Raw genomic sequence first — 23,086 nt, forward strand, 5'->3', positions numbered from 1 at the left:
CCGACAGAACCCATGAGTGACACACAGGACGCGACCGACGAACCGCCAGCAGAGCAACAGGGGATCGAGGGAGAGTACGATCCCGACGCCGTCGAGCCCCGGTGGCAGGACCACTGGGTCGAAGCGGAGACCTACGCGTACGACGAACCGGACGCCGGAGAGACCGTCGACCCGGACACCCGCTTCAGCATCGACACGCCGCCGCCGACGGTGTCGGGCAACCTCCACATGGGCCACCTCTACCAGTTCACGCTACAGGACTTCGTGGCCCGCTACCACCGGATGGCCGACGACACCGTCTACTTCCCCTTTGGCTACGACGACAACGGCATCGCCTCCGAGCGCCTGACCGAGCGCGAGAAGGGCATTCGCCACCAGGACTTCGAGCGGCGGGTGTTCCAGGAGAAGTGTCGGGAGGTCTGTGAGAGCTACGAGGCCGAGTTCACCGAGGACGTGCAGTCGCTGGCGATCTCGGTCGACTGGGACAACACCTACAAGACCATCGAGCCCCGCGTCCAGCGAGTCTCGCAGCTGTCCTTTATCGACCTCTACGAGAAGGGCCGGGAGTACCGCCAGCGCGCGCCGACGATCTGGTGTCCCGACTGCGAGACGGCGATCTCGCAGGTCGAACAGGAGGACGAACACCAGGAGACGCTGTTCAACGACATCGCGTTCCCGCTGGTCGAGGACGGCACTGGAGACGCCGACGACGACGAGACGCTGACGATCTCGACGACCCGCCCGGAGCTGTTGCCGGCCTGTGTGTCGATTTTCGTCCACCCCGACGACGACGCCAACCAGCACCTCGTCGGCGGCACCGCACGCGTCCCGCTGTTCGGTCACGAAGTGCCGATCATCGAGGACGACCGCGTCGATCTGGAGACCGGCAGCGGCGTCGTCATGTGCTGTACCTTCGGCGACCAGACCGACATCGAGTGGTACCAGGCACACGACCTCCCGCTGCGGATCGCCATCGACGAGTCCGGGACGATGACCGACGTGGCCGGCGACTACCAGGGCCAGAGCACCCGCGACGCACGCGACGCCATCCTCGCCGATCTCGACGCCGAGGAGTACCTGCTCGAACAGCGCGATCACGATCACACGGTGCAGGTCCACGAGCGCTGTGAGACGGAGGTGGAGTATCTCGTCACCGAGCAGTGGTACGTCGAGATGCTCGACAGGACCGACGAGTACCTCGAAGCGGGCCGCCAGATGGACTGGCACCCCGAGAAGATGTTCAGCCGCTACGAGCACTGGATCGAGGGACTGGAGTGGGACTGGTGTATCTCCCGCCAGCGGGACTCGGGAATCCCGATTCCGGTGTGGTACTGCGAGGACTGCGGCGAACCAGTCTTCGCGAACAAGGCCGACCTCCCCGTCGACCCACTCTCGGACGACGCGCCCGTCGACGCCTGCCCCGAATGTGGCCACGACGACCTGCGGCCGGAAGAAGACGTGTTCGACACGTGGGCGACCTCGTCGCTGACGCCGCTGGTCAACGCTGGATGGGACTGGGACGCCGACGCCGAAGCGTTCAGTATGGAAAATCCCGAGCTCTACTCGTTCGACCTGCGCCCGCAGGGCCACGACATCATCTCGTTCTGGCTGTTCCACACCGTCGTCAAGTGCTACGAACACACCGGCGAGGTGCCATTCGACAACGTGATGATCAACGGGATGGTGCTGGACGAGAACCGCGAGGCGATGTCCAAGTCGAAGGGCAACGTCATCCCCCCGAGCGACGTGCTCGAAGAGTTCCCGGTCGACGCGACACGCTACTGGGCCGCCGGCACCTCCATCGGCGACGACTTCCCGTACAAGGAAGGCGACCTCGAAGCCGGCGAGCGCCTGCTCCAGAAGCTCTGGAACGCCTCGCGGCTGGTCGAACAGCTCACGCCGGCCCCGGCGGCCGTCGAGCCCGTCGACGAGAGCGATCTCGCGCCCATCGACGAGTGGTTCCTCGCAGAACTGGACGCTACGGTCGAGTCGGTGACGGACCGCTTCGAGGCCTACGAGTTCTCGAAGGCGCGCAACGAACTCCGGTCGTTCTTCTGGAACAGCTTCTGTGACGACTACCTGGAGATCGCAAAGCAGCGCCTCTCCGGCGAGGGCAGCGCCTCGACGGAGTTCGCGCTGACCCGCGCCCACCGCACTTTCCTCAAGCTGTTCGCACCGTTCCTCCCCCACATCACCGAGGAGCTGTGGGACCGGATCTACCGTACCGACGAGTCGGCCGACGGGGCCGGCCTCGCCGGGGGCGACACCTCCATCCACACGACCGACTGGCCGACCCCCGGCGGCTACGACGCCGACCTCGAAGCCGGCGAGACGGCGATGGAGGTCATCTCGGCGCTGCGGACGTACAAGACGGACAACGGTCTGCCACTGAACGCAGACCTCGACCACGTCCAGGTGTACGGCCACGTCGAGGGGCTGGCAGACGCCGTCGCCGAGGCCATGCACGTCGCAGACCTCGAACTGCTCGCGGACGCCCCCGACATCACGACGGAGATCAGCGACATCGACCTCGACTACTCGATCGTCGGACCGGAGTACGGCAACCAGGTCGGCGACATCGAGGCCGGCATCGCACAGGGCGACTACGAGATCGAAGACGGTCGACTCCACGTCGCTGGCGTCACCCTCGACGCGGAGATGTTCGAGATCGAGGAAGCCCGCACTTACTCCGGCGACGGCGAGATGATCGAGACCGAGACCGCGGTCGTCATCGTCGGGTAGTCGGGAGCGACAGCCGTCTCGGCGGGCCCCGTTCCCGGCGGTCGGCCAGACGTGTCGATCCAGCGCCCAGAAATATTATCCGTCAGCGGACCGGTAAACAGACAACGAACGACCGCTGCAGCTGGGTGCTGGGCGGTGTGTGGCCCGCTCGTCGCGGGTCGTGGGACACGCGAAAACGGGGTGGTAGTCAGTGTTACGAGTACTCAGAACGGTCGCCGTCGTGCTGGTCGTCGCGGGCGTAGTGGTCGGTCTGGCTCCGACGGTCGGTCTCACGACCGCCGGTGCCGACCGGGGCGTCTCGGTGGGAACGGCACCCGACGGCTCGGCGCTGCTGGCACTCGAACCGACCGGGACGACCGTCACGAACCCCAGCGAGACGACGGTCGCGACGCTGCGCAACAACGCCGGTGAAGCGCTGAACACGGCGTACAGCGTCTCGGTCGACGGCGACGGGGGCGCTCTGACCGTCGTCACCGCCGGAACGACGACGAATCTGGATCCCGGTGTCGGAACGGATATCGCGGTCAAGTGCAAGCCGAACGGCCAAAGCGGAACGGCCCAGTTACAGGTCCACGTGGCCGAGGCGGCCGGTGACGGCGTGACGATACAGAACGCGCTGCTGACCGTCGACGTGGCGTACGACTGTCCCGGTGGTGGCGGCGGACGACCGAGCGATCGGCCGGCGTTCGACGACGCGGACGGCGACGGTGAGTACGACGAGGGCGAGGAGACGTACTCCGTCCAGGACCTGGAGAACTTCGAGAACAGGAGCGTTCGGCTCGCGATCAAAGACGCGGGCACCATCGACGCACGGGGACAGCGGGTGTCGATCGAGGCGAGAGAGATTCTGATCCAGAACGCGACGCTCAGATCGAACAAGCGGGTGTCCCTGGATGCGACCGGGGCCGTGACTATCGGCGGGGAGATCGAGAGCAACAAGGGGATACAGATCGACGCCGGTGGGCAGATGGCCGCCGATTACGCACAGCTACGCTCGAAGCGTGACGTGACCCTCTCCGCCAGCGGATCGCTGCTCCTTCGATTTGCGACGATCGACGCGAAGGGTGCGGCGACGGCGACGCTCCAGACTCAGAACGGTAACCTACTGGTGGAGGGGCTCAGCGTCCGGGACGACGACGACACGCTCGTCTACACGCCCGCCGACGTGTCTGTCTCCGGCACGCCGAGTCGGGGTAGCGTCGAAGCCGGCTAATCACTCGGCGAACTCCGTTCGATCGAGGGGGTCGGCCGCCGTCCAGTACCGCTCGAAGGTCTCGTCGGCCCACGACAGCACCGCGGGGTCGTCGGCGTCGATCGATGCCTGCAGGACGCCGTTGTCGTCGCGTACGAGCAGGTGGACCGTCCCGTCTGCGACGGTCACGGCCAGTGGCAGCTCGTCGCGTGCGAGCCTGATCTCGACGCCGTCGGTCGCGACGAGTGCGAGCAGTCGCTCGCGCAGCGTCGAATCCTCCGCGAGGGCTTCGATCGCGCTCCGGGAGAACACGCCGCGAAACGTCTGTTGGTCGGCGGCGGTGCGTTCCTGGACGACGGTGAGGCTCTGCTCGTTGAACGCGTGTGAGAAGACACGCACGTCCGCGGCGGTTTCGATCATGTCGAGGACCCGCTGGACGGGCGCGTTGGGGCGGGTCCCGCTGGGAGTCGTGATCGTGGCGTCGGCCAGCCGCCGGAGGTCGAACGTCATCGCGTCGGTCGGGAGGTGTTCGACGATCGGTCGCAGGGCTCGCTCCGTGTCCAGCGTCGACAGCAGGTCGGTAAAGCCCGCCGCGACGAGTTCGCCCGTCGCGGTGGCGACGTAGCCGCCGCTCTCGCGCCGGACCCAGGACCGGTCCTCGAAGTCGCCAAGGATGCGACCCAGGGTCGCCTGTGATGCGCCGGTCTCGTCGGCCAGTTCCCGGCGGGTGTGGCGCTCGCTCGCGAGCAGGGCGAGCACCGAGACTCGGTTCTCAGAGAGTGCGAGAAACTCGATCTCCGACAGCGCAGCCTCCATACGTCTCGTTCGCACTCGCCGGTGTAAACCGCTTTCGCAGCGTGAAATATTTTCACGGGGCGGGGGTCGCCGGTCGGGAGTCGGGCCTTGCACAGCGGCTTCGATTTTCGAACGTAGTTCATGCGCTTGCAGACCCTCCGTTCGAGTATGACTCGTCTCGACGCACAGCGATATCGTATCGGCACCGCCGCAGGCTGGGGCCCCGACGGGGTGAGCGGCGAGTGAACGGTAGCCGCCGAACGCTCGTGTTGTTCGCGGTCGCGAGCGTCCTCTTCGGGGGGACGTTCGTCGCCGCGAAGGCGGGACTTGACTACTTCCCGCCCCTGCTGTTCGTCGCCCTGCGCTTCGACGTGGCGTCGGTCGTCCTGATCGGCTACGCCGTCGCGACGACGCCCCGCGAGGGACTCCTGCCGCGCACTCGCGGCGACGTGCTGGGCATCGTCGCCACCGGGATCTTCGCGATCGGGCTGACCAACGCGCTCCTGTTCGTCGGCCAGCAGTACGCCACCAGCGCCGTCGGTTCGATCGTCTTCAGCCTGAACCCGATCCTGACGCCGGTGTTCGCGGCAGTCCTGTTGGCCGACGACCGGCTCTCGGCTCGGGGTAGCGCCGGGATGATCCTCGGCCTGCTCGGTGTCGGACTGGTCGTCAGCCCCGACCCGGCGAACCTCCTCGCCGGTGGGTTCGGTAAGGCGATCCTCTTCGCCGGTGCGGTCAGCGGCGCGCTTGGCAGCGTGCTCATCCGCTGGGCCGACGGAAGCTTGTCCAGCAGCGTCCGCACTGCCTGGGGACTTCCCCTGGGTGCGGGCCTCACGCACGCCCTGAGCCGTGCTGCCGGCGAATCAGTCGGCGCGATCACCTGGAGCGGCGAGGCACTGCTGGCGCTTGGCTACGTCGGGGTCTTCGCCGGTGCGATCGCCTACATCGCCTACTTCGAACTCCTGGACACGGCCGGGCCGATCCGTGCGAACCTCGTGTTCTACGTCGTCCCCGTCGTCGCGACGCTGGGCGGGTGGGCACTGCTCGACGAGACGATCGCACCGACCGCCGTCGCCGGCTTCCTGACGATCTTCGCCGGCTTCGCCGTGCTCGGGAGCGAGTCCGTCGACTCGACGGCGATCCGCCGCCGCGTTCCCGGCCTCCGGGCGAGCGATACCCCGGTCCGAACCGAGCCCAACGGCTTCGAGTCCGACTGATACGGACGGTTGTGGATCGCTACGAGATCGACCGCACGGCGGTGTGTGATCGACTGGGTGAACGTCTACAACCGTCCGTATGACGGCAGTGGCGTTCGGTCCGTGGACGTTCCCGATCTGCGCGAAGTGTCGGCCATCGCCACGCGCCGCGCGAGTTCGGCGGCGTCGTCCGTCGCCGTCCGTGCCGTATGGCACCACGATTCTAGCAGACAGCTCAGTTACCTCTTTCGGTACCCGGGAGTGAGTGGACCGGCTGTCCGTGCTTTTCAGACGCGCTAATTGTAACTGACGTTCACGACAATTGTATCAATCTCTCGAAACATTCATGCGTGTACGGCCCCTCCATTCGGCTACGATGAACTGGCAACACCGACGCGACCAGCACCGTGCAGCACAGAAAGAGACCGAAACCCGCAGCGGCACCCGATGGGCCTTCGTCGCGGCCGCCGTCGGCGCGGCCTGATACTCCCGGCTGTACATCTGTGACCGATTTCGCCACACCGGGGTGGCGAAGCTCGTCACGAAGTGACAGCCGGCAGTATGAGGACGGCGGCGTTCGCTTCTCGCAGTCTCACTCCGCGACGGGCTCGCGGCGTTTGAGCTTCTCGACCCGCGTCGCCAGTGCGAGGAAGACGGCGACGAACGTCAGCACCACCGCCCAGCCGGCGGCCAGATCGTGGGCCGGGAGCGTGTGGTCGAACCCACCGACGGCGGACTCCGCTCGCAGCCAGGTGTGGTGTGGCCCGCCCAAGATTGTGACGAAGTAGTCTACCACGTCGTTGAACCCGTACCAGCCCAGCGCGACGGCGACGGCCGGCACCGAGAACGACGCGTAGCGGTGGATCAGGAAGGCTTCGACGGCCATGGCCAGGTGGCTCGCGACGAGGAACCAGTAGAGCCACAGCGGGATCCCTGCGGGACCGTTGATCACGAGCTGGACGTAGGGCGTCCACAGCCCGAGCTTCAGGCAGCCGAAGAACGCCAGCATGTGGAGCCAGTCGGCGTCGTAGTCCAGTCGCCAGGCCACGAGCGAGAGCCCGATGAACATCGTCGCGACGGGCGAGTCGGGGATCAGCGGGTAGGCCAGTGCCGGTGCAGCGCCGAGCTGTCCCTCGACGAGGGGCGGCGCGAGGTTCAGCGGCCGACCCGCGTAGTACCAGAACCCAAAGAGCGTGCCGACGAGGTTGACCAGCGCGATCGGCCAGGCCAGTCGCAACCCGATATCTTCGAGCCAGTCGGGCAGCGGTGCGACGTACCGGGGCAGTCCCTCGGTGTCTGGCAGCGTCACGCCGAAGTAGCGCCCGACCAGTCGTTCGAGTCGCCGCCCGACGCCGTCGTGCCCAGCCATGTCAGTGCTCTACGGCGGCCGAGAAATAACGGTAGCGGTTGGGTCGGCCACTGTCGGTCACGCGGACGGTCGCCGCGATCGAGCGGCGGTCGTCTCCACCGTGACGACCGACCGGGAAGCGCCGACGCTCCGTCTCATACTACCGGCTGTAACTTCGTGAAGAGCTTCGCCACCCCGGGGTGGCGAAATCGGTCACAGATTTACAGCCGGTAGTATCAGCTGGTCCGGTCGCGGTCGTCCGTTTCGTCGGTGCCCTCGTCGGAGTCCTCGTCGGAGTCTTCGTCGAGGAGATCGTCCAGGTCGTCCGCCCCCGGTCCGTCCGCCGTTTCGTCGTCGAACTCGACCGTCTCGTCGGTGCCCTCGTCGAGGAGATCGTCCAGATCGTCCGTCCCCGTGCCGACATCGGTGTCGAGCAGGTCGGCGAAATCGCCCTCCGCGTCGTCCTCGTCCGACGGCGCGCTCTGTGCTGTCGCGTCGTCGGTTCCGTCCCCGTCGTCCTCCCGATCCGCTCGCGCGTCTCCCTCGTCTGTCAGCTCCGATCCGGGGAGGTCGTCGGTGTCGGGAAACGCGGCGGTGTCGGGGATCGCCTCGGTCTCGTCGTCGCCGTCGTCGGACGGTGCCGCCGTCGCGTCCTCGGGATCGATGCCCGGGAGCTCGTCGCTGTCGGGGAACGCGTCCCCAGAGAGGTCGGCGTCGTCTGCGTCGTCGCCCGACGCGTCGGCCTCGCTCTCTGTGGTCGACGCGCCGTCCTCGGTGTCGTCGCCCGACGCGTCGGCCTCGTCCTCTGTGGTCGACGCGCCGGCCTCGCTGTCGTCGCCCACCTCCTCGTCTCCGGCGTCCGGTTGCCCGTCGGATGCGTCCGCTCGTCGCTCGCCGTCAGACTGCTCGGACTGGTGGTCCGCTGGTCTGCGGTCGCCCGCCGCGGATTCCGAGTCGGCTGCGTCCTCGGCGGCCGTCGCCGGCTCGTCGTCCCTCTGGTCAGCCGGCTCCGCGACCGTGCCCTCGGGGGCCGCGGTGGCAGCCTCCAGCTTCCGGAGCGCGTCCGGCGTCGCGATGGCGTAGAGTACGTCGCCAGCCCTGAGAACGCGGTCTCGTGCCGGGAGCGGGACCGGCTGCTCGTCGTCGCGGGTGACGGCAGCGACGGTGACCGACAGCGAACCCACGGGCGCGCCGTCGATCGAGGAACCCGGCGCGACGGTGACCGTGGCGAGGGTCTCGTCGGCGGCCCGGAGGAGTGACGCGAACTCCCGGTCTGGCCGGTCCTGGACCGGCAGCGTCACGAGCTTGTACCGGCTCGTGGGGTCGAGTTTGGGCGTGTCCGCGGCGTCGATGGCGACCGTGACGATCTCGTCGGCGACGCCGCGCAACTCTCCCGTGAGCACGCGCCGCGGGGGATCGGTCTCCCAGACCTGGACGAGATCGCCCGCGCTGGCGGCGTTTGCCGGGTCGGCCCGGATCGCGACGGCGTTGGTGGCCGGCGGGAGCGTCGGGCCGATCCCGGCGGCCCGCGAGCCCAGCGCGAGGTACTCGATAGCGCCGGTCTCGTCGAACTCCACGTCGACGTGGCCGACGCCGTAGTCGGTCTTCAGCCGCGAGACGAACCGCTCGCGCAGCTCCGCCTGCGTGAGCCGCCGCGGGAAGAGGAACGTCCGACCGGCCAGCGTCTCCCGGGTCGCGGCCGCGACCGGATCGTAGCCCACCACGTCGTCGATCTCCTCGGGGATCTCGACGGCGATGACGCGACCGACGGCCTTGACGAGTTGGCTGACCTCGCCGTCGATCCCGTTGCCCCCCGTCGCCGCAAACAGGTCGATCCCGAGTACGTCACCGACTCGCATGCCGGCGTACGCGCCGAGGCCGCCGACGAGGAACGTGACGACGTTGAGCAGTGCCGCGAGGGCGTCCGGCTCGGCACCGCCCGGCACGAGCTGCTGGGCCAGCAGCGAAGTCGCACCGGCGACGGCGGCGACGCCGGAGAGCCCGACCAGCAACGCCAGTCCGGCCGGCACCCGCTCGCGGACGTACCACCGGTAGAACAGCGCGACCGCCGCCGCGAGGAAGCCGGCGAGCACCGCCGTCCCGGCGATCCGTGCGGCCGTGTCGACGAGGGCTCCCGTCACGCCGCTTGCGAGCTGGAGAGTCACGCGACCGCCTCCTCGAAGGCGTCGAGGTCGGACCGCGTCCCGACGACGAACAGCTGTTCACCGGCCACGAGCTCCGTCGTGTCCTCTGGCGCGATCCGCCAGCCGCCGGGTTTCCTCACGGCGAAGACGGCCACGTCGTAGCGCTCTCGGAGGGCCGCCTCGCCGATCGTCACGCCGTCGAGTGGCTGGCCGCTGTGTGGTGTCACTCGCCGGAATCGCATGTCCGAACGCCGCAGGAGCGAGACGAGTTCGTACTCCCGACGGGTGCCCCGAGACTCGACGACGACCTTCGCCCGGTCGGCACGCAAGAGCGGCTGGGCGTCGGTGCGGCGGACGGCGGCCGTGAGCCGGCCCTCGCCGCCGTCGGTGGTCGGTGCTTGCACCGGGGCCGGCAGCTCCTCGCCGTCTTCGACCGCCGGTTGCTCCGGGACGGCGACCGATTCGGAACTCCCGGAGCGAGCGCTGACGACGGTCCCGCGGACCTGTGCGTCGGTCGTCAGCAGCGTCACCTCGTCGCCGCGTGCGAGCCCGGTCGGGAGCAGGGCGTCGACCGACACCGCGTGGCGGCCGTCCTCGATCCGCTTCGAGAGCCCGGAGAAGGGCGGCGCTGCGACGACGGTCGCCCGACCGCGCTCGTCGACGGTGACCGACACGTCGCCGAGGTCGAACTCCGTCTTGAGCCGCTCGGCCAGCCGCTGTTCGAGTTCGTCGAGCCGGAGGTCGGCGGGAAACGTCCACTCGCCGCCACGGATCTCGGCGCGGAGCGGTTCGGGCAGGGGCGGATACCCCTCCATGTCCGCCACCTCGCCGACGACGTGGATCCGGACCTCGCCCGCGCCGCCGACGAAGTCGACCACGTCTTTCGAGAGCGTGCGATTCCGGAGCGACGTGAGCGTGAGCCGTTTCGGGAACGCCGCTCCCATCGAGTCGCCCTTGCTGTGGGCGTACATCGACGCCATGCTGACGACGAGGATCGCGACGACGATCCGCTCGGCGTTCGGGCTGGCGGTGATCGACTGATCGGCCAGTGCGAGCAGCCCACCGTTGACCCCCGCCAGCGCGATCGCGAGGACGGCGACGCCGAAGGCTGGGACCGTCACGCCAGCGAAGTAGCGAAACGAGAACGCCATCGCCCACGAGACCAGCGCCGGGATGATCCCGACGAGCAGCCCCAGATAGATGCCAAGCAGCACTTCGACGGGAAAGGAAGCCATGTCACAGCCCTGTCGCTCCTGTTCTATAGTCGTATCGGCGGGGGCGGAGAGAAGACAAGCTTTACTCGCGCCGACGCGAGCAACGTGGTATGGACGACGTTCGCGACGTGCTCGGCGTGCGCGCGGTCCTGCTGTTGCCGACGCTCGTCGCCGCGCTCTCGTTCGTGACGGGGGTGGCGAACATCAGCGCACGGCGTCCCTCGGGACCCCTCGCCGAGCATCTCCCGACGGTCGTGAGCCAGACGGTCGGATTCACCGGCGCACTCACGGGCTTTCTGCTCCTCTTTGCCGTCACCGGGCTGCGGCGACGGTATCGTGCAGGCTGGTACGCGACGGTCCTGTTGTTGCCGCTGTCGGCCGTCCAGGGGTTGCTACAGGGGGTCGTCGACCTGCCGTACCTGGGGACCGATTTGCCGGTCTCGCTCCCGCTGGTCGTCCTCTCGATCCTCGCGCTGCCGGCAGTGCTGATCAACCGACGGCTGTTCGACCGGGCGCTCGACGTCTCGACGACCCAGCAGGCCGCGATCGCGGCACTAATCGGTGGGCAAGTGTACATCACCACCGGTACGTACGCGCTACGCGAGCAGTTCGACGGCGTCTCGACGCTGACCGACGCACTGTACTTCGCCATCGTTACCTCGAGTACCGTCGGCTACGGCGACATCTCTCCCGACCCCCAGTCTCAGGCCGCGAAGCTGTTCACCATGTCGGTGGTCGTACTCGGCACGTCCAGTTTCGCGCTGGCGCTGGGGTCGGTGTTGGGGCCAGCGATCCAGAGCCGCATCACGAAGGCACTCGGAACCATGACCGAATCACAACTCGACTTGCTCGAAGACCACGTACTGGTCCTTGGCTACGGCGACCTCAGCGAACCGATTCTCGACGAACTGTCCGGTGCGGTCGAGTTCGTGGTCGTGACGAGCGACCCGGACGACGCCGCGACGCTCCAACACCGGGACATCCCGGTGTTGACGGCCGATCCCAGCGACGAGGAGCCGCTGCATCGGGCCGGTATCGAACGCGCCCAGGCGGTGATGGCGGCGACCAACGACGACGCACAGGACGCGCTGGCGATCCTGACGGCCAGACAGCTCAACCCCAGTGTCCGGATCGTCGCCGCCGCGACCGACCGCGAGAACGTCGCGAAGCTCAAGCGAGCGGGCGCGGACGTGGTGATCAGTCCCGCAGCCATCGGCGGTCACCTGCTGGTCGAGTCGGCGCTCGGTGACGAAGACTCCGAGTCACTCGCGGACCGGATTCTCGACGACGAACTCTAGCCGCGGTCCACGATGGCCACGTCGGTGTCCATCTCGGCGATGCTCTCGAAGGTCGGCGGCGCGACGAACCGAGAAGCGGCGCTTCGGTCGCGGCTGGCACCGATGAGGACGAGATCGTAGGCGGGTGCCGTCCGGCGCAGGAAGGGGACGATGTCCTGTCTGGCGACGCGCGTTTCGATGGGTGCCGTGAAGCCGTTCGCGAGGTTCGACAGCATCGACTCGGCGCGTCGCCGGTTGTCCGACGGACCGATACAGGTACAGACGGCGACCTCGCCCGTGGCCCCGGTGAGCCGGAGCGCGAAGTCGATCATGCTGTGGGCCACGTCGCTGGCCCGCCGGACGGGGACCAGTGCCCGCCCCCACTGAGTCGCGCCGTCGGCCGAGCGGTGGACCAGCACGTCCACGTCGCTCCGGAACAGTTCGTGGACGAACGGGGCGAGCCGACCGCGGTGCTTGGCGTAGGGAGCGGCGACGAGATCGCAGTTCGTCTCGGTCGCCGTCGCGAGGATCGTCCGGCCCAGCGACCCGCTCTCGACGGCGACGACGACCTCACAGGGAACACCGGCGGCCGTCTCGATGCGGTGGGCCCGCGTCTCCAGTCGGCCGACCGTGTCGGCGACGGCCGACCGGTCGACGGCGTCCCACAACGCCTCTTCGGAGTCCGACCCAGCGGCGGCCGAGTCGCCGGCCTCGTGTTCGTCCAGCAGGCCTCGTTCGGCGCGTGCCAGCTGTTCGTCGTCGACCACGTCGAGCAACACCACCTTGCCCGCGTCGTGCGCGCTGGCGATCTCGCCGCCCAGCATCGCCGTCGCGTCCGCCTGCTCGCCGTACATCGGGACGAGGACGTGATCGTCGCCCTTGACCGACTGGTACAGCACCGTCGCGCGCTGTTCGTAGAACTCCCGTCGCCAGACGACGAAGACGCTCGCGACGAGCAGGCTCGCGACGAAGACGCTCCCGAGAAAGGCCGGTTGCTGGCCCGAGGGGACGAGCAACCCAAGCAGCGCCGTCGAGTACGCCGCCGGCTCTTCGAGGCCGATCGACCACGTGGCCGCACCGACGAGCAACACGGCCAGGGCAGCGGAGACGGCCGTCACTTCCAATGTCGCCGCCGCACCGACCACCCGGTTCGAGACGGCCAGGCCGGCCCAGCCACAGCCTGCGCCGATCGTCAGCCCGCCGACGAACTGCGCGGGGTTCGCGTACTCGCCGTCCGGGTTGGCAAAGAGCGTGTACGCACCGGAGGCCAGCGGCGGGAACAGCAGGAAAGAGAGCGCCTCGAGCGTGTTCGAGAGGTAGGTGACCAGCCCGATCGACAGCGGGACGAAGACCAGCACGGAGAGGTGGACAATCGTCGACGTCCGCTCCAGCCAGGCGCGAAACTCGTGGCGCTCGCGGCGCTGGAGCCCGCGGACTCGCTCGACGGTCGTCCGAATCGCCCGCCCGAGGCGGTCGCGCATATCGGTCACTGCCGCGCCGCCGACATGAGCGTGTCGGCTACAGCGACGCGGCCGTCTCCAGTGCCAGCGTGATCGCTCGCTCGACGTTGTTCTTCGCCTTCTCGGGCAGTTCCTCGTCGTCGGTCTCGCCTTTCTGGGTCCCCTCGACGAGGTTGCCGTCGACCGTACAGATCGCGCCAGCGGCCATCCCCTTGCGCCGGGCCAGCGAGAACAGCGCGGCGGCCTCCATCTCGACGGCCAGCAGGCCCGCCGCTTCCCACGCCGCGACGTACTCGTCGGTCTCGGCGTAGAAGGCGTCGTCCGTCGCGATCGGACCGACGTGGACGGACTCGTCGTTGGCCTCGGCGGCCTCGACCAGCGCCGACAGCACCGCGTAGTCGGGCACGGCCGGCACCGTCTCGGCCTCGTATCGCTCGGTCGTCCCCTCGTCTTTGGCTGCTCCCGTGGCGACGACCATGTCCCCGATCTCGATGCCGGACTGGAGCGCGCCCGTCGTGCCGACCCGGATGACCGTCTCGACTCCGACGGCGTGGAGTTCCTCGATCGCGATCGCCGCCGACGGCGAGCCGATGCCGGTCGAACAGATCGTCAGTTCCCGACCGTCGTAGGTCGCGTTGACGACCTTGTACTCGCGGTTCCGGGCGACCGTCGTCGCCTCGTCACACTGGGCGGCGATCCGGTCGACGCGGCCCGGATCGCCGGGAACGAGCGCGATGTCGCTCAGATCGCCGTCCTCGACGAGCAGGTGGGGTTGCTTTGCCATGTCTGTCGGGAGGGACGACAGCGACTAAAATAGCCGTGCTTCGGCTCGACCCAAACAGATAATGTCTGTGAGTATGAAGGTACGGCTATGCCACAGCTCGAAGTCCACCTCAGCGTCGACGCGGAGAGCGAACCGACAGTCTACCACGTCGACGGCGATCTGAAGCGCCCCGGCGAGGCGATTCAGGCCGCCAAAGAGCTGGCGACAGAGGACGGACACGAAGGGGTCGAACTCGAAGAGGTGAAGCTGGCCGAGACTGCCTGACACGGACAGTTGTCGCGAGGTGCCGATGAGCGTCTACCCGTCCCACCGCTCACCGGTACGCAACGACACCCGTCCGTACGAGACCGTCGGCTGTAACTTCGTGAAGCGCGCCACCCCGTGGCGAGATGCTCACAGATGGACGCCCGATAGTCTGGGCTGGCGTCTCCTCGCAGAGCGACCCCTCGCTTCCGAGCGGCAGGGGACTGAGCGATCCTCGCGCGGGCCGACGACGCCGTCAGAACGCCGGTGCCAGGAACAGGAACAGATTGTTGGTGGCCGGCCCCATTCCGACCGCGGCGATGAGCGAGAACACGAGCGCGCCCTCGGCGGGCTCGTCAGCCAGATAGCGATTGAACGAGACGACGATCGCCGCCGCGATCACCAGCTTCACCAGCAGGAACAGCCACCCGACCCCGAGCAGGTCGGCCGTCGGGAGCTGGCCGGCGAACTCCATGATCAGACGCGGCAGCGGCGACTGTTCGCTGGCTCCGACTACGTCGGCACCGACCGCGGTCGAGACGCCGTCGAGCGCGTGGGCGAAGACGACGACCGGACCCGCGTACCGCGTCCGGACGAACACGGGCGTGCGCCACAGGCTGATCGCCAGTACCACCAGCGCCGTCACTACCAGCGCGACGATCAGCGACACGGCCGGCCACACCGGCGAGAACGTCGGCTGTGCGACCGACTGCCAGATGCGGACGACGACCAGCACGACGAAGATCGCCGTCCCGACCAGTCCGAGATTGCGGACGACGGTGTCTTCGTTGCCCCGGACGATGCCGACGGCCTGGAGAGCGAGCCAGACGCCGCCGGTCAGGAGGAAGGTCGTCAGGTACACTGCGGGCGTCCCGAACAGCGGTTCGTACAGGGGCGGGTACAGCCCCAGCTGCTCGAAGGCGTGGAAGGCACCGCCGATGGCCATCCACGGCAGCAAGGACACCACTGCCCGCTGGTCGATCTCGGGTTCAGCGGCCGAGAGCAGTGCCGTCACCAGCCCGGCCCCACCGAGCAGGACGACGAGATACGGGAGCGGCGGCAGCGCGAAGCTCGTCGGTAGGATCTGCATATCCCGCCAACCGTCGCCGAGGGGCGAAAGTGTTCCGACCTCTGGTGATCGGTCGCCACCGACGACGAGCGACTCGCCCGACGAACACGCGACCGTGCCGTCGCCGAGAGGCTTACGTATCGACCCGCCAATGGGTGACCATGGACTCCGTCCCCGAACGCATCGAACACACGGTGCTGGGACCGACGACGCGGTGGGCCGACGTACAGACAGTGCTCGACGACGCGACCGAACACGGACTGCGAGCCTGCATCCCACCGTGTTACGTCGCACGGGCCGACGAGTACGCGGACGTGGCGCTCAGCACGGTCGTGAACTTTCCCCACGGCCAGGGCGCGACCGACGCCGTCGCGGCGGCGGCCAAACAGGCGTGGGACGACGGTGCCGACGAGATCGATATGGTCTGTAATATCGGCCAGCTGAAGGCCGGTGCCGACGCGGCCGTCGCCGAGACGATCGCGGAAGTGGTCGCGACCGTGCCGGTCCCGGTGAAGGTGATCGTCGAGGCCCCGCTGTTGACCGACGCCGAGAAGCACCGCGCCGGTGAGATCGTCGCGGAGGCCGATGCCGAGTTCTGCAAGACGGCGACGGGCTTCTCCGACGGTGGCGCGACGGTCGCCGACGTGGAGCTGTTGAGTCAGTACCGGCCGGTCAAGGCCAGTGGCGGCGTCGGCTCGTGGGAGCGAGCGAAGGCCATGTTCGACGCCGGAGCCGAGCGCATCGGTGCGTCGAGTGGCGTGACGATCGCCGAAGAGTGGCGGGCCGCCGAGGGCGGTGCGAGCGACCAGTGACCGTCCTCGATCGCTTCCGCCTCGACGGACAGACGGCGATCGTCACCGGCGGCAACCGCGGGATCGGCCGAGCGATCGCGCAGGCGCTGGCAGAAGCCGGAGCCGACGTAGCGATCGGCAACCGCGACGCCGAGAGCGGCCGGCGGGCGGCCGAGGAGATCGAGGCCGCGACCGACGCGACCGTGCGAGCCTACGAGGCCGACGTGACCGACGAAGCGCAGGTCGAGGCGCTGGTCGAGGCGACGGTCGAGGCGTTCGGCGGGCTGGACGTGCTCGTGAACAACGCCGGCATCACCGTCCACGCGCCCGCCGAGGAGATGACCGTCGAGCAGTTCCAGCGCGTCGTCGACGTGAACCTCACCGGGACCTTCCGCTGTGCGAAACACGCCGGCCGCGCGATGCTCGACGCCGCCGATCAGAGCGACGAGAGCGCCCGCGGCGGCGTCGGCTCGATCGTCAACCTCTCGTCGATGTCGGCCCGCGTCGCCAACTACCCCCAGCACCAGGTCGCGTACAACGCGACGAAGGGTGCTATCGATTCGTTCACGCGACAGCTGGCCTCGGAGTGGGCCGACGACGGCATCCGCGTCAACGCCGTCGCGCCGGGCTACGTCCGCACCGACCCCGTCGACGAGGCGCTGCGCGAGGACCCCGATCTGGAAGCGCTGTGGAAAGAGGAGATGCTCCTCGACGAGATGGCCCGCCCCGAAGACATCGCACCGCTGGTGGTCTATCTCGCCAGCGAGGCCTCGTGGTACGTGACCGGCTCGTCGGTGCTGATCGACGGCGGGTACACGGTGCGGTGAGCAAGGTTCACCGCCTGGTCGGGCGGAAACTGGCCGACGGCGGCCACTTCCATACGTGCGTTTGAGAGTCTCTAGCTGCCGTTTTCACGACCGAGAGTGTTTTCCCTCGTGACCGGCTAGGCCGCCCGTGACCGACGCCGAACAGACGCCCGCTCGCGACGACGAACTGACGAGTCACGGATACCACATCACGCTCGACGACGGCCGCGACTCGTTTTTCGCCCTCTCGATCGAAGACGAACAGAGCGACGACGCCTGGCTGATGTCAGACACCGTGCGTGCGTTAGACGAGATGCGCTAGCAAATCGAGATGATTCTCCGCCGACTGCTGTCGCTACCACGCCGACAGCCACTGTACCGAACACTCACGTAGTGCGGTCCTCGAAAGCCCTCGGCTCGCTCCGGGGATCTGTGACGGATATCCTCACTTCGTTCGGATAATGCCGTCGCAGATCCCCGGACCCCACCTCGCCCTTTCATCCGCCAGGGCACAGACTGTCGGGCAATCTACGAGCCTGGCGGATGAAAGGGCGACCGCCAGCGTCGCGAGGGCTTTCGAGGGCCCGGTGACGTTCGTCTTGCCGTGTCGTGCTATCCCCACTCGTCCTAGAACGATTCCGTCGTGCTTTTGGCCACGAGGGACAAGACAGAGACAACGCAGCGCATGGCCCAGTATCACATCGAGACGTACGGGTGTACGTCGAACCGCGGCGAGACCCAGGAGATCGAGCAGGCCCTCCGAGAGGGTGGCCACTACCCCGCCGAGGGACCCGAGGAGGCCGACGTGGCGATCCTCAACACCTGTACCGTCCTCGAAAAGACCGAGCGGAACATGCTTCGACGGGCCGAGGAACTCGACGCCGAGACCCCCGGCGACCTGGTCGTCACCGGCTGTATGGCGCTGGCACAGGGCGAGGAGTTCCGCGCGGCCGACGTGGACGCCGAGGTTCTCCACTGGGACGACGTGCCCCAGCACGTCCTCAACGGCGAGTGCCCGACGGTCACGCCCGACACGGAGACCGTCCTCGACGGCGTCGTCGGCATCCTGCCGATCGCGCGTGGCTGTATGTCAGACTGTTCGTACTGTATCACCAAGCAGGCGACCGGCCGAATCGAGTCCCCGTCGGTCGAGGAAAACGTCGAGAAGGCCCGAGCGCTGGTGCATGCCGGTGCGAAGGAGATCCGCATCACGGGCCAGGACACCGGCGTCTACGGCTGGGACACGAACCAGGGCGAGAGCCTGCTGCCCGAGCTTTTGGAGCGGATCTGCACCGAGATCGACGGCGACTTCCGGGTCCGCGTGGGGATGGCCAACCCGAAGGGCGTCCACGGCGTCCGCGAGGAGCTGGCCCGCGTCTTCGCCGAGCACGACGAGCTGTACAACTTCTTGCACGCGCCCGTCCAGAGCGGGAGCGACGACGTGCTCGCGGACATGCGCCGCCAGCACGCCGTGGGCGAGTACGTCGAGGTCGTCGACACCTTCGACGAGCACCTGGACTACTGGACGCTGTCGACGGACTTCATCGTCGGCTTCCCCAGCGAGACCGAGTCGGACTTCCAGCAGTCGATGGCGCTGCTGCGCGAGACCCGCCCGGAGAAGATCAACGTCACCCGCTTCTCGAAGCGTCCCGGCACCGACGCCGCCGAGATGAAGGGCCTCGGCGGCCAGACGAAGAAGGATCGATCGAAGGCCATGTCCGAGCTGAAGATGGACGTGACCGGCGACGCCTACGAGGAGATGGTCGGCGAGGAGCGACGCGTCCTCCTGACCGAAGACGGGACCGACGAGTCGCTGGTCGGCTACGACGAGGCGTACCGACAGGTCGTCGTCGTCGACGCCCGAGACCGCGGCCTCAAGGTCGGCGACTTCGTCGACTGTGAAATCACCAGCCACAACACCGTCTACGCCTTCGGCGAGCCGATCTAGACCGGGTGCTGGATCGCTACCAGCATCACGACCGTCGCGACCGCGGCGACCGCCGTCGCACGACGCCGCGAGAGGTCGTAGGCCGCATCGAGCGCGCCGATCCAGATGTAGCCGATCCACAGCGTCACCGCCACAGAGGAGATCGAGCTCACGTCGATCAGTCCGCGGCCGTTGAACGTCACCATCGTCCCGTCGACGCCGCTGGTGCCGTGGAGGACGCCGTTCAGCGTCGCACCGGGGGTCGCCGCCAGCTGCCAGGCCGCGACGAGCGCGACGAGCGGGTAGACGACGGCGTAGGGGGCGTGAGACCAGCCGACGAAGGCCAACAACTGCCTGAACCGTCCCCGGCCACCCGCGAGACGCGCGGCCCCGTGCAGCAGTGCCGTCGTCACGACCCAGCCGACGAGGACGAGGAGGATCCCGCCCACGGTGCCGATGGCGAACCACAGCGGCAGCCGTGCGGTCTGGGCACCGATGACGAACTCGACGGTCGCGATGTCGGACGAGAGCCCCCGTTGCAGGGCGACGTAGACAGGGAACGCGGTCGCGATGCTGCCCGCGCCGACCAGGAACACGAGGACGAGCGGCTGGACCAGCGAGAGCCGCTCGTCGGCCGCCTCGAACGCCGCTCTCGGCCGGACGAGCAGCGTGGCGAGGGAAACGTCCATCGCCAACAGTTCCGACACGGCACCAGAAATAGTTACCGAGAGGGACCCGGAGCCGTCCCGAATCGCCGCGACGGAATCACGAATCCCACAACGGCGACCGGTCAGTCCCGGAGTGCCTCGACCGGCCGGGCGTTGGCCGCCTTCCAGGCCGGATAGAGGCCGCTGAGGAAGCTGGCACCCGTCCCGAAGAGGAAGCCAAGCATCGTGTACTGCAGGGCTTGCCCAGAGAAGGCGAGGGGGTCCGAGAGCAACTGTGCGTTCATCACCATGCCCAGGCCGATACTGATGAACACGCCGAAGATGGAGCCGACGACGCCCAGCAACGCCGCTTCGTACAGCATCAGCTTGACGATGTCGAGGCGGTGATAGCCGACCGCCCGGAGGACGCCGATCTCCTCTTTGCGCTCGATCGTGCTCATGAGCATCACGTTGAGAATGCTCACGGACGCGACCAGCAGCGAGATCCCCCCGACCGCGAGCAGGAACGTCCGGATGAGGCCGATCTGCTGGTTGAACCGTTCGAGGGCCGACTCGGCGTCGAAGACGCTGTATCGCGAGCGCCGCTCACTGTTGAGATTCTCGTCGATCCGATCGCTGATGGCGAACGCTTGCTGGGGCGTCTCCGCGCGAATGAGAACCTGTGACGCGCCGTCACCGAGTTCACCCGGTGGCAGGACGACGGCATCGCCCGTCGAGACGAACGAGGCGCGACTTGACTCGGCCAGCACGGCGACGACCCGACGGCTCTCGCCGTTGACCTGCACGCTGTCTCCGGGTTGGACTCCGAGCGTCTCTGCCAGTTCGTTCCCGATCGCGACACCCGAACGCCAGTTCCGCGGGATCTGGCCCGATTCCGCGGTGACGAACACCTCTGGATCGGAGACCGACACCAGCGACGCGCTCGTCGTCTGCTGTAACCCGGTCACTCTCGCCCGTCCACGGGAAAGCGTGTAGACATCGCCGTTGCCGGCGTAGCGTTCGATCTCGGCGACCTGTTCTCGACGGAGCAACCCGAACTCCGAGTCTTCGCCGGGGCCGACGCCGACGGTTCGGATCGCGTCGTCGGCCGTCCCCATGAACGACTGTTCGAGCGTGGCACCGAACATCCCCAGCGAGGCAATCGCGACCACGCCGATAGTGATCCCCGCCATCGCGAGGATCGTCCGAGCGCGTGCCCGCGAGAGGTTGTTCCGAGCGAAGGCCAGGAACGGCGAGAACCGCGCGAGCGGGCTGTCAATCATCGTCTAACCTCCCGTCGACGAGCCTGATCGTCCGGTCGGCGAAGTCGGTCACCTGCTCGTCGTGGGTGACGGTGAGGATCGCGACGCCCTCGTCGGTGATCTCGCCGAACACGTCCAGTACCTGTGCGCCGGTGTCCTGGTCGAGGTTCCCCGTCGGCTCGTCGGCCAGCAGAATGTCGGGGTCGTTGATCAGCGACCGCGCGACGGCCACCCGCTGTTTCTGCCCACCGGACAGCTCGTTTGGGTAGTGGTCGAGCCGGTCACCCAGCCCGACGCGTTCGAGCAGTTCGTCGGCCCGCGCCTGCAGGTCCGACCGATCGTCGCGGACGAGGCCGGGGACGGCGACGTTCTGCCGTGCGGTCAGCGTCGGCACCAGGTAGAAGCTCTGGAAGATGAACCCGACGGTCTCGCGTCTGAGGTCCGTCCGTTCGCGCTTCGAGAGCGTCGACAGTGCCGTCCCGTCGACGGTGACGCTGCCCTCGGAGGGCTCGTCGAGCAGGCCGAGCAGGTTCAGCAGCGTCGACTTCCCGCTCCCGCTGGGGCCGACGACGGCCGCGAACTCCCCGGCGTTTACGTCGACGGAGACGCCGTCGAGCGCCCGCAGCGTCTTGTCGCCGGACTCGTAGATCTTCACCGCGTCGGTGGCGCTGATGACGCTCATCGGTATCGTCGGTACGCGAGCCCGCCGGCCACCACGACGAGCACGATCCCGCCGATCAGCACGATCGGCATCGAGGAGTCGCGCTGCGGTTGCTCCGCGGCGGCCCCGGTAGCCCTCGGCGTGTACGGGACGGTGGTCGTCTTGGTGATTCGCTGGCCGTTGACCCGATAGCTGACCTCGACCGGCACCGAGACGGTCTCGTTGGTGTCGCCCGTCAGTCGGGCGTCGACCTGGAAGGACTTGAAGTCACTCTGTGGGACGTTGCCGACGAAGTAACTCGACTGGGACTGGGCCGGCTGGATCAGTTCGTTCTGGCCGACCGAGACCGTCACAGCGGAGGCGTTGCTGGTCCCGAGGTTGCTGGCGCTGCCACGGACGGTGAGCTGACTGCCGACCTGTTCGGTCCGGACGCCGGTGAGCGTGATGTTGCCGCTCGCGCTGAAGTCTTCCCGTACAGTCACCGTGCGCGAGATCTCCCGTCCGTCGAGGCGGTAGTTGACGGTCAGCGGGATCGCGGCAGTCGACGCGCCTTCCGGGACCGTCGCATCGAGCTCGAACCCACTGGAGCTGCTGGCATCGAGGGAACCGACGAACGCACTCGACTGGGCCTCACCGAGGCTGTACTTACCGTCTTCGACGGTGACGGTGACCCCCGAGACGTTCGTCTCGCCGCCGTTGTTGGCCTGTCCGGAGACCTTCAACTCGCCGTCAGCACCCGACACCTCGACGCCGCTCAGCGAGACCTCGCCGGGATTCTCGGCGCGCTCTGCCGTCGTCGTCAGCTCGCGGGTGACACTCTTGAACTCGCCGTCGTCAGTCGTGTAGGAGACAGCTGCTTCGACCGTCTTCTCGCCCGGTTCGACGTCGCTCGCCGAGAACTGCAGCGTCGTCTCTGCCCCCGCGTCCAGCTGTGAGACCACGCGACGGTCCTCGTCGAGCTGTAGGTCGGTCGAGGACAGATCGACCGTGACCGCTCGGATCGGTCCCGTGCGCGCGTTCGAAACCGAGAGGTCGAAGGTCGCGTCACCGTCGGCACCGACAGCGCCACCGGACAGCGACAGCGCGGGGTCGGTCTCGCCGGCAGTGACGGTCACGTTCCGCTCGAAGTTGATCACGTCACCACCAGAGAGGACCTGGACGTGGAGGACGAACTGCTGTTCGCCCCGTTCCTCGATGTCGACTTCGAGGTCCCGCGTCGTCGACTCGCCCGGTTCGATCGTGCTCGACTCGTCGGTCGAGTTGTACAGCGTACTGTTGTCGGCGGTCGTCTCGCGCACTTCGACCGAGCGAAGCTGGTAGTTGTCGCTGGCCGCCTCCGGGTTCGAGATGGTCGTACTGATCGTCACGGTGTCGCCCGGCGCGGGCTGGTCCGGTGTCGTGGTCGTACTGATCGAGACGACCCCGGCGCTGGCACCCGTCACGGGACCGACGGTGAGCGCGACGGTCCCGACGACGAGTATCGCGACGAGCGAGAGCGATCGGAGCCGTTTCATCGGGCACCTCCAGC

At 67.8% G+C, this 23,086-nt stretch carries 20 protein-coding genes; 9 read left to right on the forward strand and 11 right to left on the reverse strand.

Annotated elements, in window-relative coordinates:
- Positions 1–12 precede the first annotated feature (12 nt).
- On the forward strand, positions 13–2,742 hold the full coding sequence (locus tag ACAH01_RS13170; protein ID WP_372479496.1) for a valine--tRNA ligase: 2,730 nt from the start codon (positions 13–15) through the stop codon (positions 2,740–2,742).
- A 190-nt stretch (positions 2,743–2,932) separates the two neighbouring features.
- Positions 2,933–3,955 (forward strand): hypothetical protein, encoded by a 1,023-nt coding sequence (locus tag ACAH01_RS13175; RefSeq protein WP_372479497.1) that lies wholly within the window; start codon positions 2,933–2,935, stop codon positions 3,953–3,955.
- Here the strand turns inward: ACAH01_RS13175 and ACAH01_RS13180 are convergent, their stop codons facing one another.
- Positions 3,956–4,750, reverse strand: a complete 795-nt coding sequence (locus ACAH01_RS13180) for a helix-turn-helix transcriptional regulator (RefSeq protein ID WP_372479498.1) — start codon at positions 4,748–4,750, stop codon at positions 3,956–3,958. It lies immediately after the preceding gene.
- A gap of 221 nt (positions 4,751–4,971) precedes the next feature.
- Between ACAH01_RS13180 and ACAH01_RS13185 the strand changes: the two genes are divergently transcribed.
- Positions 4,972–5,946, forward strand: a complete 975-nt coding sequence (locus ACAH01_RS13185; RefSeq protein WP_372479499.1) for a DMT family transporter — start codon at positions 4,972–4,974, stop codon at positions 5,944–5,946.
- 571 nt (positions 5,947–6,517) lie between these two features.
- Here the strand turns inward: ACAH01_RS13185 and ACAH01_RS13190 are convergent.
- The 3 genes from ACAH01_RS13190 to ACAH01_RS13200 all read right to left on the reverse strand — a co-directional run bounded on the left by ACAH01_RS13190 (position 6,518) and on the right by ACAH01_RS13200 (position 10,652).
- Positions 6,518–7,294 carry a DUF1405 domain-containing protein gene (locus ACAH01_RS13190; RefSeq protein WP_372479500.1) on the reverse strand — a complete coding sequence of 259 codons (777 nt, stop codon included), beginning with the start codon at positions 7,292–7,294 and terminating at the stop codon, positions 6,518–6,520.
- 215 nt (positions 7,295–7,509) lie between these two features.
- Positions 7,510–9,438, reverse strand: coding sequence for a TrkA C-terminal domain-containing protein (locus ACAH01_RS13195; protein ID WP_372479501.1), 1,929 nt, complete (start codon positions 9,436–9,438; stop codon positions 7,510–7,512).
- A complete protein-coding gene (locus ACAH01_RS13200; RefSeq protein ID WP_208628852.1) occupies positions 9,435–10,652 on the reverse strand; it encodes a potassium channel family protein in 1,218 nt (405 codons plus the stop codon). Before ACAH01_RS13200 ends, ACAH01_RS13195 begins: the two co-directional genes overlap by 4 nt.
- 89 nt (positions 10,653–10,741) lie before the next feature.
- On the opposite strand from ACAH01_RS13200, the gene ACAH01_RS13205 reads away from it, so the two are divergent.
- Positions 10,742–11,929 (forward strand): NAD-binding protein, encoded by a 1,188-nt coding sequence (locus tag ACAH01_RS13205; protein ID WP_170093622.1) that lies wholly within the window; start codon positions 10,742–10,744, stop codon positions 11,927–11,929.
- Here the strand turns inward: ACAH01_RS13205 and ACAH01_RS13210 are convergent.
- Positions 11,926–13,389: an HPP family protein gene (locus ACAH01_RS13210; protein WP_372479502.1), complete on the reverse strand. Its 1,464-nt coding sequence runs from the start codon at positions 13,387–13,389 to the stop codon at positions 11,926–11,928. The two genes, ACAH01_RS13205 and ACAH01_RS13210, sit on opposite strands and share 4 nt — an antisense overlap.
- Positions 13,390–13,426: 37 nt before the next feature.
- The gene (locus ACAH01_RS13215; protein WP_372479503.1) at positions 13,427–14,152 is read right to left on the reverse strand and encodes a nucleoside phosphorylase; all 726 of its coding nucleotides are present in this window, start codon (positions 14,150–14,152) and stop codon (positions 13,427–13,429) included.
- A gap of 87 nt (positions 14,153–14,239) precedes the next feature.
- Here ACAH01_RS13215 and ACAH01_RS13220 point away from each other — a divergent pair, with 87 nt between their 5' ends.
- Positions 14,240–14,416 (forward strand): hypothetical protein, encoded by a 177-nt coding sequence (locus ACAH01_RS13220; protein WP_170093619.1) that lies wholly within the window; start codon positions 14,240–14,242, stop codon positions 14,414–14,416.
- Between the two features lie 235 nt (positions 14,417–14,651).
- Here ACAH01_RS13220 and ACAH01_RS13225 read toward each other — a convergent pair whose 3' ends face one another.
- Positions 14,652–15,485 (reverse strand): DUF63 family protein, encoded by an 834-nt coding sequence (locus tag ACAH01_RS13225; RefSeq protein ID WP_372479504.1) that lies wholly within the window; start codon positions 15,483–15,485, stop codon positions 14,652–14,654.
- A 140-nt stretch (positions 15,486–15,625) separates the two neighbouring features.
- On the opposite strand from ACAH01_RS13225, the gene deoC reads away from it, so the two are divergent.
- The 4 genes from deoC (at position 15,626) to ACAH01_RS13245 (ending at position 19,009) form a co-directional block, all read left to right on the forward strand.
- The gene (gene deoC, locus ACAH01_RS13230) at positions 15,626–16,276 is read left to right on the forward strand and encodes a deoxyribose-phosphate aldolase (RefSeq protein WP_372479505.1); all 651 of its coding nucleotides are present in this window, start codon (positions 15,626–15,628) and stop codon (positions 16,274–16,276) included.
- Entirely contained in the window at positions 16,273–17,082 is an 810-nt protein-coding gene (locus tag ACAH01_RS13235) for a glucose 1-dehydrogenase (protein WP_170093617.1), read from the forward strand. Before deoC ends, ACAH01_RS13235 begins: the two co-directional genes overlap by 4 nt.
- 127 nt (positions 17,083–17,209) lie before the next feature.
- Entirely contained in the window at positions 17,210–17,383 is a 174-nt protein-coding gene (locus ACAH01_RS13240) for a hypothetical protein (RefSeq protein WP_015762482.1), read from the forward strand.
- A 363-nt stretch (positions 17,384–17,746) separates the two neighbouring features.
- Positions 17,747–19,009 carry a tRNA (N(6)-L-threonylcarbamoyladenosine(37)-C(2))-methylthiotransferase gene (locus ACAH01_RS13245; RefSeq protein ID WP_153552681.1) on the forward strand — a complete coding sequence of 421 codons (1,263 nt, stop codon included), beginning with the start codon at positions 17,747–17,749 and terminating at the stop codon, positions 19,007–19,009.
- On the opposite strand, the gene ACAH01_RS13250 is transcribed toward ACAH01_RS13245, so the two are convergent.
- The 4 genes from ACAH01_RS13250 to ACAH01_RS13265 all read right to left on the reverse strand — a co-directional run bounded on the left by ACAH01_RS13250 (position 19,006) and on the right by ACAH01_RS13265 (position 23,072).
- Positions 19,006–19,677 carry a YIP1 family protein gene (locus ACAH01_RS13250; protein WP_372479506.1) on the reverse strand — a complete coding sequence of 224 codons (672 nt, stop codon included), beginning with the start codon at positions 19,675–19,677 and terminating at the stop codon, positions 19,006–19,008. The genes ACAH01_RS13245 and ACAH01_RS13250 overlap by 4 nt on opposite strands.
- 101 nt (positions 19,678–19,778) lie before the next feature.
- On the reverse strand, positions 19,779–20,918 hold the full coding sequence (locus ACAH01_RS13255; RefSeq protein ID WP_372479507.1) for an ABC transporter permease: 1,140 nt from the start codon (positions 20,916–20,918) through the stop codon (positions 19,779–19,781).
- Positions 20,911–21,579: an ABC transporter ATP-binding protein gene (locus ACAH01_RS13260; RefSeq protein ID WP_153552684.1), complete on the reverse strand. Its 669-nt coding sequence runs from the start codon at positions 21,577–21,579 to the stop codon at positions 20,911–20,913. Before ACAH01_RS13260 ends, ACAH01_RS13255 begins: the two co-directional genes overlap by 8 nt.
- On the reverse strand, positions 21,576–23,072 hold the full coding sequence (locus ACAH01_RS13265; RefSeq protein ID WP_372479508.1) for a hypothetical protein: 1,497 nt from the start codon (positions 23,070–23,072) through the stop codon (positions 21,576–21,578). Before ACAH01_RS13265 ends, ACAH01_RS13260 begins: the two co-directional genes overlap by 4 nt.
- Between the last annotated feature and the right edge of the window lie 14 nt (positions 23,073–23,086).

Source organism: Halomicrobium sp. HM KBTZ05 (assembly GCF_041530035.1).
GTDB lineage: Archaea > Halobacteriota > Halobacteria > Halobacteriales > Haloarculaceae > Halomicrobium.

Excerpts from the sequence above, each read along its gene's own strand:
- ACAH01_RS13255 (WP_372479507.1), bottom strand. The coding sequence starts at position 20,918 with ATGATTGACAGCCCGCTCGCGCGGTTCTCGCCGTTCCTGGCCTTCGCT.
- ACAH01_RS13200 (WP_208628852.1), bottom strand. The coding sequence starts at position 10,652 with ATGGCTTCCTTTCCCGTCGAAGTGCTGCTTGGCATCTATCTGGGGCTG.
- ACAH01_RS13250 (WP_372479506.1), bottom strand. The coding sequence starts at position 19,677 with ATGGACGTTTCCCTCGCCACGCTGCTCGTCCGGCCGAGAGCGGCGTTC.
- ACAH01_RS13210 (WP_372479502.1), bottom strand. The coding sequence starts at position 13,389 with ATGCGCGACCGCCTCGGGCGGGCGATTCGGACGACCGTCGAGCGAGTC.
- ACAH01_RS13180 (WP_372479498.1), bottom strand. The coding sequence starts at position 4,750 with ATGGAGGCTGCGCTGTCGGAGATCGAGTTTCTCGCACTCTCTGAGAAC.
- ACAH01_RS13225 (WP_372479504.1), bottom strand. The coding sequence starts at position 15,485 with ATGCAGATCCTACCGACGAGCTTCGCGCTGCCGCCGCTCCCGTATCTC.
- ACAH01_RS13205 (WP_170093622.1), top strand. The coding sequence starts at position 10,742 with ATGGACGACGTTCGCGACGTGCTCGGCGTGCGCGCGGTCCTGCTGTTG.
- deoC (WP_372479505.1), top strand. The coding sequence starts at position 15,626 with ATGGACTCCGTCCCCGAACGCATCGAACACACGGTGCTGGGACCGACG.
- ACAH01_RS13220 (WP_170093619.1), top strand. The coding sequence starts at position 14,240 with ATGCCACAGCTCGAAGTCCACCTCAGCGTCGACGCGGAGAGCGAACCG.
- ACAH01_RS13245 (WP_153552681.1), top strand. The coding sequence starts at position 17,747 with ATGGCCCAGTATCACATCGAGACGTACGGGTGTACGTCGAACCGCGGC.
- ACAH01_RS13215 (WP_372479503.1), bottom strand. The coding sequence starts at position 14,152 with ATGGCAAAGCAACCCCACCTGCTCGTCGAGGACGGCGATCTGAGCGAC.
- ACAH01_RS13265 (WP_372479508.1), bottom strand. The coding sequence starts at position 23,072 with ATGAAACGGCTCCGATCGCTCTCGCTCGTCGCGATACTCGTCGTCGGG.
- ACAH01_RS13190 (WP_372479500.1), bottom strand. The coding sequence starts at position 7,294 with ATGGCTGGGCACGACGGCGTCGGGCGGCGACTCGAACGACTGGTCGGG.
- ACAH01_RS13170 (WP_372479496.1), top strand. The coding sequence starts at position 13 with ATGAGTGACACACAGGACGCGACCGACGAACCGCCAGCAGAGCAACAG.
- ACAH01_RS13260 (WP_153552684.1), bottom strand. The coding sequence starts at position 21,579 with ATGAGCGTCATCAGCGCCACCGACGCGGTGAAGATCTACGAGTCCGGC.